Annotated in this window: 7 protein-coding genes and 1 pseudogene; 5 read left to right on the top strand and 3 right to left on the bottom strand. The window is 77.9% G+C overall.

Going from position 1 to position 10,360, the window contains the following annotated elements; all coding sequences use genetic code 11:
* Positions 1 to 144 precede the first annotated feature (144 nt).
* From galE to CHB98_RS20800, 5 genes are all read left to right on the top strand, one after another.
* A complete protein-coding gene (gene galE / locus CHB98_RS20820) occupies positions 145 to 1,131 on the top strand; it encodes a UDP-glucose 4-epimerase GalE (protein WP_089307523.1) in 987 nt (328 codons plus the stop codon).
* A 233-nt stretch (positions 1,132 to 1,364) separates the two neighbouring features.
* Positions 1,365 to 2,870, top strand: a complete 1,506-nt coding sequence (locus CHB98_RS20815; RefSeq protein WP_143425157.1) for a hypothetical protein — start codon at positions 1,365 to 1,367, stop codon at positions 2,868 to 2,870.
* A gap of 157 nt (positions 2,871 to 3,027) precedes the next feature.
* Positions 3,028 to 5,349, top strand: a complete 2,322-nt coding sequence (locus CHB98_RS20810; RefSeq protein WP_179224766.1) for a bifunctional polysaccharide deacetylase/glycosyltransferase family 2 protein — start codon at positions 3,028 to 3,030, stop codon at positions 5,347 to 5,349.
* Positions 5,346 to 6,404: a glycosyl hydrolase family 18 protein gene (locus CHB98_RS20805; protein WP_143425156.1), complete on the top strand. Its 1,059-nt coding sequence runs from the start codon at positions 5,346 to 5,348 to the stop codon at positions 6,402 to 6,404. Before CHB98_RS20810 ends, CHB98_RS20805 begins: the two co-directional genes overlap by 4 nt.
* Positions 6,401 to 7,648, top strand: a complete 1,248-nt coding sequence (locus tag CHB98_RS20800) for an acyltransferase family protein (RefSeq protein WP_143425155.1) — start codon at positions 6,401 to 6,403, stop codon at positions 7,646 to 7,648. The genes CHB98_RS20805 and CHB98_RS20800 overlap by 4 nt, the downstream gene beginning before the upstream one ends.
* Before the next feature lie 11 nt (positions 7,649 to 7,659).
* Here the strand turns inward: CHB98_RS20800 and CHB98_RS20795 are convergent, their stop codons facing one another.
* The 3 genes and pseudogenes from CHB98_RS20795 to CHB98_RS21910 form a co-directional block, all read right to left on the bottom strand.
* A complete protein-coding gene (locus tag CHB98_RS20795) occupies positions 7,660 to 8,712 on the bottom strand; it encodes a PHP domain-containing protein (protein WP_089307524.1) in 1,053 nt (350 codons plus the stop codon).
* The gene (locus tag CHB98_RS20790; protein WP_089307518.1) at positions 8,709 to 9,257 is read right to left on the bottom strand and encodes a DoxX family protein; all 549 of its coding nucleotides are present in this window, start codon (positions 9,255 to 9,257) and stop codon (positions 8,709 to 8,711) included. Before CHB98_RS20790 ends, CHB98_RS20795 begins: the two co-directional genes overlap by 4 nt.
* A gap of 333 nt (positions 9,258 to 9,590) precedes the next feature.
* Positions 9,591 to 10,360: pseudogene (locus CHB98_RS21910) on the bottom strand (hypothetical protein); the annotation flags it as partial.

Raw genomic sequence — 10,360 nt, 5'->3', positions numbered from 1 at the left:
GTCGCCCCGGACGTGCTGCGCCTGGCGCCGTCCCTGGTGGTCACCGACGCCCAGGTCGACGCCTTCCTCACCGCCCTCCCGGCCGCCCTCGACGCCGCGCTGCAGGGCGCCGGTCGCTGACCCGGCCGCGTTAGTCTCCGCCGGGTGACCTGGCTCGTCACCGGCGGAGCCGGCTACATCGGCGCCCACGTCGTCCTCGCCATGCGGGAGGCCGGCGAGGAGGTCGTCGTCCTCGACGACCTCTCCAGCGGGGACGCCGGACGCATCCCGGGCGTCCCCCTGGTCGTGGGCAGCGTCCTCGACGGTCCGCTCGTGCGGCGCACGCTGCGCGGGCGCGGTGTCACCGGCATCGTGCACGTGGCCGCCAAGAAGCAGGTCGAGGAGTCCGTCCGTCGCCCGCTCTTCTACTACCGGCAGAACGTCGAGGGGCTGCGCGTCCTGCTGCAGGAGGCCGGGGAGGCGGGGGTCACCGACCTGGTCTTCTCCTCCAGCGCCGCCGTCTACGGCGCGCCGGACGTCGACCTCGTCCGCGAGGAGACCGAGTGCCGGCCGGTCAACCCGTACGGGACGACGAAACTGGCCGGCGAGCGGATGATCGCCGAGGTCGCCGCTGCGACCGGCCTGCGCCACGCGACGCTGCGCTACTTCAACGTGGCCGGGACGGCGGACCCCGCGCTCACCGACCGCGGCGTGTCCAACCTGGTGCCCATGGTCTTCCAGCGGCTCGCCGAGGGGCTGCCGCCGGTGGTCTTCGGCGAGGACCACGCCACCCCCGACGGCACCTGCGTCCGGGACTTCGTGCACGTCAGCGACGTCGCCTCGGCCCACGTCGCCGCCGCGCGGGCGCTCGCCGACGGGCGGGTGACGGCGCTGACGGCCAACGTCGGCCGGGGGGAGGGCACCTCCGTGCGCGAGATGGTGGAGACCATCCGGACCGTCACCGGGACCGCGGACGAGGCGTGGTCCCGCCCGGTCGTCGCCCCGGCCCGGCCGGGCGACCCGGCGCGCGTCGTCGCCGCGGCCGACACCATCCGGACCGTCCTCGGCTGGCGGAGCCGGTACGGCGTGCCGGAGATGGCGGCCTCGGCATGGGCGGGGTGGACCCGCCGGCACCCTCACCCGATCGGCTGACCGCCGTCGCCCGTGCGGGTGGCGTCCGCGCGGAGAGCGACGACTCGGTGACTCACCGGCGCGGCGATCGGTGCGGATGGCCATCAGTGCGGTGACTCTGCGTGAGACACGCCCGGTGCCGCCATGGCCCGCGCGCGAGGCGGTTGATCGTCCGCACCCGGTGACGGGACGTTGCCCCGGGACTACGGCGCGCCTGCAGCCGGTCCGACGGACGGACCGCCGACCGTGCAGGCGTGACCCGGGGGAGGGTGGACGTGCTCGACGGGGGACTCGCGTCGGTGCGCCGCGGCCACGCCGCGTCGCCCTGCGTCGCCGCCCCGTCCCCGCGCCCGCCGTGGTGGCTCCCGCGGGCGCTGCTCACCGGGCTGCTGGTCCTGGGCGCGTGGCTCCTAGTGGCGGTCACCGCGGCGGACCGGGCGTCGGCCCACGACGGCACGGGGACCTGGTACCCGGGTCAGGAGGCCGTCCAGCCCGGCCCGCGCGACGGCGAGCCGCCGGCCGGCGACGCGGTCCCCCCGGACGGCCCGCCGGCGGGAACCGCGGTCCCCGGTCCACCGGCGGTGCCGGCCCCCGCCGCCGAGGCCGTCGCCGAGGCCGTCGCCGTGGCTGTGGCCGAGCGCGTCGTCGAGGACGTGCCGCCCGTGGCCGAGGCCCCGGCGGCAGACTCCGGGACACCGGCCGCTCCGCCGCACGAGCACGAGCACGCGGCGTCCGCGGACAGCGCCGACCCGACCGCCCTCGACCTCCCCGCCGGGTCGGCGGGACCGGCGGCCGGCGAACCCGCCGCCGCGGTGGCCCCGGAGCCGGCGGACCCGCGGGGAGCGGCCGACGAGCCGGTCGGCGGCCCCGAGCCGGGAGAGCCGGACACGACCTCGGGGCCCTCCGGCGAGGGGACACCCGGCGAGGACGCCGACCCGCCGGTCACCGGTGAGCCGGCCGGTGGTCCCGAGGAGGCCGGTGCCCCCGCTCCCGCGGACGTGCCGGCCGACGACCCGGCAGCGGGCGACGACGCCGGTCCGTCGGCCCCCGACGCGGTGGACTCCGGCGCCGACGACCCGGCCACGTCCGGCTCGGACCCGTCCACGCCCGACCCCTCCACGCCTGACCCCTCCACGTCTGGCCCGGTCGCCCCTGACCCGGCCCCGCCGGTCACCCCCACGCCGGTCCCGGTCGCCCCCGACCCGGCCGCGCCGGAGACCGCTGCGGTGGACCCGGCCACGCCGGCGACGGTCGTCGTCCCCGACGCCGTCCCGCCGGTGGAGGTCCCGCCGGCCCCGGTCGGCGTCCCGGGGACAGCCGTGCCCGGTCCGGTCGCCCCCGCACCGCCGGCCCTCGGCCCCCCGGTGGCGGCCGGCGAGGCGCCGGACGACGCGGCCGACCGCGCACCGCCCCGCCCCGCCGGACGCGGCCAGGCCGACGAGCCGGGGAGCGCCGACACCGGGCCCGCTCCCGCGGAGGTCGCCGGCACCGAGGCCCCGCTCGCCCCGTCACCCCCCGCGCCGCCCCCCGTCCCGCCGCTGCCCCCTCCGAGCGCCCCGGTCTCCCCGGGCGGCGGGCTGGCCGGTGCACCGGGGTGCTCCTCCGCCGGATCCGCGGGGCACGGCCTCGCCGGCCCGGTCGCGGCGTTGCTCCCGTCGACGGCCCTGCCGCCGGTCTCCGGGCTCGCCGGACGGCCCGACCCCGGCTCCGCCGACGCCCTCGCCGGCGCGGTCGACGACCCGGGCTGCCGCCCCGGTTGACCCGGGTCCCCCTCGGCTGACCCGCCGCGCCGCACCGGTACGCCCGCGGCCGGCCGGCCCTCGGCACGCCCGCACACCCATGGCCCCGCCGGGCTCCGCACGGATCCCGTGCGCCGCCCCCGCCCGTCCGCACGTCGCACGCGAGGAAGACCACCCCATGGGCCGACACACGCCCGCACGGCACCTGCCCGTCCCCGGACACGGCGCGGCCGTCTTCGCCAACCCCTCCGGGAGACGGTGGCGCCGCCTGCGCGCCGTCCTCCTGGGCTCGGCCGCCGCCCTCGTCGCCGCAGCCGCCGTGCTGCTGACGAACGTCCTGTCCGTCCCCGCCCTGGCCGGTGAGCCCGTCCCGGACGGCCCGACGGTGCTCGAGGTCGGCGCGCCGCCCGTCGTCGGGGAGGGGCCGCTGGTGCGCGTCGTCCGGTTGCTCCGGGTCGGCGGCGTCACCTACGGCCAGGACCCGTTCGCCGGCCAGGTCGTGGCCGCGCTGTCCGGGCCGGACGCCGCGGAGACCGCCCGGTCGGAGTACGCCCTGCAGCGCCACGGCTACGACCAGACCCCGCAGCGGACGATCTCGCTGACCTTCGACGACGGGCCACACCCGGTCTACACCCCGCGGCTGCTCGACCTGCTCAGCGCGCACGGCGTCCCGGCGACGTTCTTCGTCACGGGGGACCAGATGGTCCGCCACCCGGAGATCATGCGGCGCATCGTGCGGGAGGGGCACGCGCTCGGGAACCACTCGCTGACGCACATCGACGTCAACACCTCCACGGCGTTCCGCGAGCGGGCCGAGATCGTGATGACCGACCGCATCATGCGCGCCGGCACCGGCCGGTACGCGTCCTACTTCCGCCTCCCGTACGAGGGGGACGACGAGCAGTCGATGCGGGACGACGCCCCCGGCATCCTGCGCGCCCAGCAGCTCGGGTACACCGTCGTCTCCCACGACTTCGACCCGCACGACTGGGCATACGCCTCGGGGGAGCGGGCCGGCGACATCCCGCTGCCGCCGCTCGGCCGGCAGGACGACATCACCGTGCTGCTGCACGACGCCGGTGGCAGCGACCGCTCGATGACCCTCGCCTACGTCGAGCGGCTGGTCGGCCAGGCCCGGGCCGCCGGCTACACCTTCACCTCGATGCCGCAGGTGTCCGCTGACCTGCGGGCGCGCACCGGGGAGGCCCGGCCGACGGCGTGGGACCACGCGGCCGCCTCCCTGGCCACCGTGCTGTTCGTCTGGCCGGACTCGCTGCTCAGCGTCCTGTTCGTGGTCGCCGTCGCCACGATGCTCGGCCTCGGCCTGCTCAACACCGTGCTCGCCCTGGTGCGTGCGCGCACGGCCGGCCGGCGGACGACGTCGGAGCGGCCGCCGGTGGCCGTGCTGATCGCCGCCTACAACGAGGAGCTGGTGATCGCCCGGACCCTGGGGACGGTCCTCGCCTCGCAGTACCCGGTGGAGCAGGTCGTCGTGGTGGACGACGGCAGCAGCGACGCCACCGCCGACCAGGTGCTCGAGGTGGCCGCCCGGGACCCGCGGGTCCGGCTGGTCCGCCAGCCCAACGGGGGCAAGTGGGCCGCGCTCAACCGGGGTCTGCGGGCCATCCCGCAGCCGTTCGTCGTCACCATCGACGCCGACACGCTGCTGGCCCCGACGGCGGTCGGCGCGCTGATGGCGCGGTTCCACCGGCCCGACGTCGGGGCGGTCGCCGGGGTGGTCAAGGTCGGCAACCACGCGCGCAACCTCGTCACCCGGTGGCAGGCGCTGGAGTACGTCACGCAGATCGGCGTCGACCGGGCCGCGGCGGCGCTGCTGGACGCGGTCATGGTCGTCCCGGGGGCCTGCGCGGCCTGGCGCACCGACGCCGTCCTGGAGGCCGGCGGCTACAGCGACGCCACGCTGGCCGAGGACTGCGACCTCACCCTGATGCTGCACCGGCACGGCTGGCGGGTGGAGCAGGCCGACGACGCGGTCGCCCTCACCGAGGCCCCCGAGACCGTCGACGCGCTGCTGCGCCAGCGGGTGCGGTGGGTCTACGGCACCCTGCAGGCCGTCTGGCGGCACCGGGACATGGTGCTGCGCCCGCGCTACGGCTGGCTGGGCATGCTCACCATGCCGATGACGGTGCTCACCGTGCTGATGCCGATGGTGTTCACGCCGTTCGTCGCCGTGGTGCTCGTGCAGATGCTCGCCGAGCAGGGCCCGCTGCCGGTGCTCGGCTACTTCGCCGCATTCTCCCTGGTCTACGGCTTGCTGGCCGTGGTGGCCGTCGGCCTGCTCCGCGAGCGGCCGGCGCACCTGCTGATGGTGCCGCTGTACCGGTTGATCTACGAGCCGCTGCGGGCCTACCTGCTGTACGCCTCCCTGGGGACGGCGCTGCGCGGGGTGCGGCTGGGCTGGAACAAGCTGGCCCGGACGGCGAACATGGACGAGCCCGTCGTCGCGGCGGTGGCCCGGCCCGGGGCGGTGCGGCCGTGAGGCGGCGGGTGGTGCTCGGCGTCCTGGTGGTCGCGGTCCTGGTCGCCGCGGCGGTCACCGCCGTCTGGCGCCCCTGGGCCCCCGACCGGCCCGAGCGGCTGGTGGCCGCGGCCTGGCTGCCCGTCTGGGACCAGCGCGCCCCGGCCTCCCTGGGGGTGGCGCTGGACGAGGGAGGCCTCACCGAGGTGAGCCCGACGTGGGCCAGCGTGCGGCCGGACGGCTCGCTGGCGGTGACCCCGCCGGCGCCGGAGGTGCTCGACCGGCTGGCCGCGGAGGACGGCGTCCGGGTGATCCCCGCGGTGCAGAACTTCGCCGACGGGGCGTGGCAGGGCGAGGCGGTCGCCCGGCTGCTCGCCGACCCGGTGGCCGCCGCGGACCACCGCCGGGCCCTGGTCGACCTGGCGCTGGCCCACGGCTGGGACGGCGTGGACGTCGACTACGAGGGCCTGCCGCCGCTGGCCGGGCCGGTCTTCACGCAGTTCCTGCGCGCGCTGCGGGAGGACCTGCACGCCCACGGCCTGCAGCTCAGCGTGGCCGTTCCCGCGCGCGACGCGGAGGAGGTGCCGCACGCCCTGGCCTACAGCTACCGGCTGATCGGGCAGATCGCCGACCAGGTGCGGCTGATGACCTACGACCACGCCTGGAGCGGCAGCCCGGCCGGCCCGGTGGCCCCGACCGGCTGGGTGGAGGACGTCGTGGACCACGCCGTCCGGTGGGTGCCGCGCGACAAGCTGATGCTCGGCCTGGCCACCTACGGCTACGACTGGGTCGGGGACCGCGGCAGCACGTTGCAGGCCACCGACGCGGTCGCGCTGGCCGACCGGGTGGGGGCGGTCCCGAGGTGGGACGACGCGGCCGGTGCGTGCACCTTCGGCTACGCCGAGGGGGGCGTGCAGCACACCGTCTGGTACGAGGACGCCCGCTCGCTCGCGCGCAAGCAGCAGGTGGCCGTCACGGCCGGGCTGCGCGGGATCGCGATCTGGCAGCTCGGCGGGGAGGACCCGCAGGTGTGGACGTCCGTCGGCACCGCCACCCGAGGGGGGACACCGTCATGAACCGCCGGGAGAGCACCTACGTCAAGTCGCTGGTGCTGGTCGCACTGGCCGCGGTCCTCACCGCGAGCGCCTACCCGCGGCCGTGGTCGGCCATGGTCTTCCCCGCGGCCGGCGTGCTGTTCGCCGCCGGCGGGGCGGCCGCGGCGGCCCGGCTGGACGCGGCCGGCTCGGCGCGGGCCTACCTGCGGCGGGCCGCCCCGGCGCTGCTCCTGCCGTTCTGGGCGTTCGGCGCCGCGGTGGTCACGGTCATGGCGCTCGGCGGCTGGGAGTCCGACCCCATGGCGGGCTCCGCGCCGCTGGACTGGCGCACCGGGTGGCTGTGGCTGCTCCCGCTCGCCGACCCGCCGGTGTCCACCGACGGGCTCGGCATGGTGGGGCCGCTGTGGTTCGTGCGGGTCTTCCTCTGGCTGGCCCTGCTGACCCCTCCGCTGGTGTGGCTCGTCCGCCGGTGGCCGCTGCGGCTGATGGCGGTGCCGCTGGTCTGCATGGGGCTGGTCACCGTGGGCATCGCGAACCCGCTCGGCACGACGGCCGACATCCTGCTCGGCCTGTGCGCCTACGCGGGGTGCTGGCTGCTGGGTGCCGCGCACCACGACGGCCGGCTGCGGGCGGTGCCCGCGGGCGTCGCGCTGGCCGGCGGGGCCGTCCTGACCGCGGCCGGGATCGGCCTGGCGCTGTGGCAGCAGGAGCTGCACGGCACCTATGCCCTGGAGGCCAACCCGGCCGCGGCGATGCTGTTCTCCCTGGGGGGCGTGCTGGTGCTGCTGCGGCTGGACCCCTGGCTGGGCGCGCTGGACCGCGTGCGGGGCGTGCGCCCGGTGCTCTCGCTGTTCCACGGCCGCACGCTGACCGCCTTCCTGTGGGCCGACCCCCTCATCCTGCTGACCCCACCGGCGCTGGCGCTCACCCCCCTGGCGCGGTTCCACACCGCCACGCCCCGCGGCGTCCTGCTCGAGTACGCCGCGACGTGGGTGCTGCTGCTGGGCGCGGTCGTGCTGCTGGGCTGGCTGGAGGACCTCGGGGCCGGTCGCCGGCCCGGGCTCCTGCCGCGCCGGCGTCGCAGGGCGGCGGCCGCGCCGGCCCTCCCCGCGCCGGACGTCCCCGCGCCCGTCGCGCCGCAACCGCGCCCCGGCGGCTTCCGCCTGCACGGGAACGTGGCGGCGGCCATCGACGGCACCGCCAGGAGACCGTCGCCGGGGCCGCAGGGATCGGTGCTGGTGCCCGGGCAGCGGGGTGGCGGCTGAGCGGGCCGGCCTCAGCCGGCCGTCCGGGCCAGCAGCTGCTCGGCCGGGCGGGTGTTGACCACCCGCTCGGCCGGGACGCCGCACTCCACCGCGCGCTCGCAGCCGTTGCCCAGCCAGTCCAGTTGCCCGGGGGCGTGCGCGTCGGTGTCCACGGCGAACTCGCAGCCGAGGTCGACGGCGAGGGCGAGCAGCCGCAGCGGCGGGTCGAGCCGCTCGGGCCGGGAGTTGATCTCCACGGCGGTGCCGTGCTCGACGCAGGCGGTGAACACCGCCTCGGCGTCGAAGGAACTCTCCGGGCGGGGCCGCTGCCGGCGTCCCTCGCGCTGCTCGCGGGGGACCAGCAGCCGCCCGGTGCAGTGCCCGAGGACGTCGGTGTGGGGGTCGGCGACCGCGGTGAGCATCCGCGCGGTCATCGCGGCGGAGTCCGCGCGCAGGTCGGAGTGCACGCTGGCGACGACGACGTCCAGGCGGCCGAGCAGCTCGTCGGTCTGGTCCAGGCTGCCGTCGGGGTTGATGTCGCACTCGATGCCGGTGAGGATGCGGAACGGCGCCAGCTCCTCGTTCAGCGCGGCGACGGCGTCCAGCTGCCGTTCCAGGCGCTCGGCGGACAGCCCGTTGGCCACGGTCAGCCGCGGCGAGTGGTCGGTCAGCGCGATGTACTCGTGGCCGAGGCCGATCGCGGCCTCGGCCATCTCGCGGATCGGGCTGCCGCCGTCGGACCAGTCCGAGTGCACGTGCAGGTCCCCACGCAGCAGGGCGCGGAAGGCGGCGACGTCGTCCGCCAGCGGCACCAGGTCGCCGTGCGCCTCCTCGAGGCGGGCGAGGTACTCGGGCACCTCGCCGGCGTGCGCCTGCACGATCGCCGCGCCGGTCTTGGGGCCGATGCCGCGCAGGTCGGTGAGCGTCCGGGTGCGGATCCGCCGGTCGAGTTCCTCGGGCCCCAGGGAGTCGACGACGGCCGCGGCGGTGCGGAAGGCCGAGACCCGGTGCGTGGGCTCGCGGGCGCGCTCCAGGAGGAAGGCGATCCTCCGGAGCGCGCCCGCGGGCGTGAGCGGGTCGCTCAGCGCGAGGCCTTCCGGAGCCTCTTCTCCGACTTGCGCTGCGCCTTGGCCGCCCGCTTCTGCGCCCTGTCCAGGCTCTTCTCGGTGGCCTGCCCGGCCCGCGACGCCGCGCGGCGGGCGCGGTAGCCGACCGAGGGCCGGCCCTCGGTGTCGACGGCGGCGATGAGCAGCCCGCCGAGCATGCTGAGGTTCTTGGCGAAGTGGGCGGTCTGCCCGAAGCGCTCCTGGGGGTCCTCGTGCTCCCAGAAGCGGTGCCCGGCGAGGGTCGTCGGCACCAGGCTCGCCGAGAGGACCAGCGCCGACAGGCGGGGCAGCCGGCCGAGGGCCAGCAGCGAGCCGGCCGCGACCTGGGCGCCGGCGTTGACCTTGACGTACTGCTCGACGTCGCGCGGCAGCTGCACCGGCAGCTGCTCGTCGGCCTTGGCCGTGATCTGGTCGACGACGGGCCTGGCGCCCGGCACCCGGCTCTGCGGGTTGCGCAGGGTGTCGATGCCGCCGTAGACGAACGACGAGGCGAGCAGCGGCCGGGCGATCCGGCGGACCAACATGGGGGACCTCTCTCCGTGGGGGACGTCGGTGCGCTGGGTGCCCCGGTGGAAGCCGGGGGACCCCTGACCGGGACCGTAGTGAGGTCGCCGACACTCCGCTGGGTCAACGCCCACTCCCGCGCCACCGGGCGGCCCCGTGACTGCCCGGTGGCGGGGGGTGGACGCCCCGGTGCCGACCGCGACGGGGGCGTCGCGACACCGGGACGGCGACGGGGCGGGCCTGCCCGGGAGGTGGCGGGCGGCGCGGGAGTGCCCCGTCGGCGGCGGGGGGCCCGGGATCCCGGGCCGGGGTGCGTCCCGGCCCACCGCAGGGGTGGCGGGACGGCGGCCGGGTCAGTCGGGCCGGGCTCCCGGCCGGTCGGCGCCGGCGACGACGCGGGCGGCCCGGTCGACGGCGGCCCGCAGCCCGGCGGGGGCGAGCGCGGTCGTGGACGCGGGGTCGACGACCGCGGCCAGCAGGGGACCGCCGCCGTCGGAGCCCTGTGCGCTGCCCGGCGTGGTGCTGCCCGCGCCGGTGGTGGGCCAGGCGGGCGCCGGTGGGGTGGCCGGCACCGGGGGCTCGACCGGGGCCAGCGGCGTCAGCGGCCCGGGGTCGTCGGCGGGGCCGCCGGCGGATGGGGTGACGTCGCCCGGCGACCCGCCCACGGCGTGACCGGTCGGCACGCCGCTGTCGGCGTGCCCCGGTGCGACGGTGGCGCGCAGCGCGGGGACGTCGGCCGCGGGGGGAGCACACGGGACCGGTGCGACGGCGGCGGCCGGGGGCGCTGCGAGCGGGTCCTCCGCCGGGAGCGGCCCGGCCGGCGGCGCGTCCGTCCCGGAGGGGGCCGGAGCGGGGTCGGCGAGGACCGGGTCGGCGAGGACGGGGTCGGCCGGCACGGTCGCGGCCGGCTCCCCGCCCGCGACCGCCGGGTCGCCGGCCTGCGGCGCCGGGACGGTCGGCGGGACCACCGGCTCGGGGCCGGCGGGCGTGGCGGTGTCCGTCGCGGGGGTGTCCGTCGCGGGGGTGTCCGTCGCGGGGGTGTCCGGGGCGGTGGTGTCCGGGGCGGTGGTGTCCGGGGCGGTGGTGTCCGGGGCGGTGGTGTCCGGGGCGGGGGTGTCCGGGG

Origin of the sequence: Geodermatophilus pulveris (assembly GCF_900188375.1) — a bacterium.
GTDB lineage: Bacteria > Actinomycetota > Actinomycetes > Mycobacteriales > Geodermatophilaceae > Geodermatophilus > Geodermatophilus pulveris.
This window is presented reverse-complemented; position numbering and strand designations above follow the sequence as displayed.

Coding starts and splice junctions, on each gene's coding strand:
- CHB98_RS20810 (WP_179224766.1), top strand. CDS start 3,028: ATGGGCCGACACACGCCCGCACGGCACCTGCCCGTCCCCGGACACGGC.
- CHB98_RS20800 (WP_143425155.1), top strand. CDS start 6,401: ATGAACCGCCGGGAGAGCACCTACGTCAAGTCGCTGGTGCTGGTCGCA.
- CHB98_RS20790 (WP_089307518.1), bottom strand. CDS start 9,257: ATGTTGGTCCGCCGGATCGCCCGGCCGCTGCTCGCCTCGTCGTTCGTC.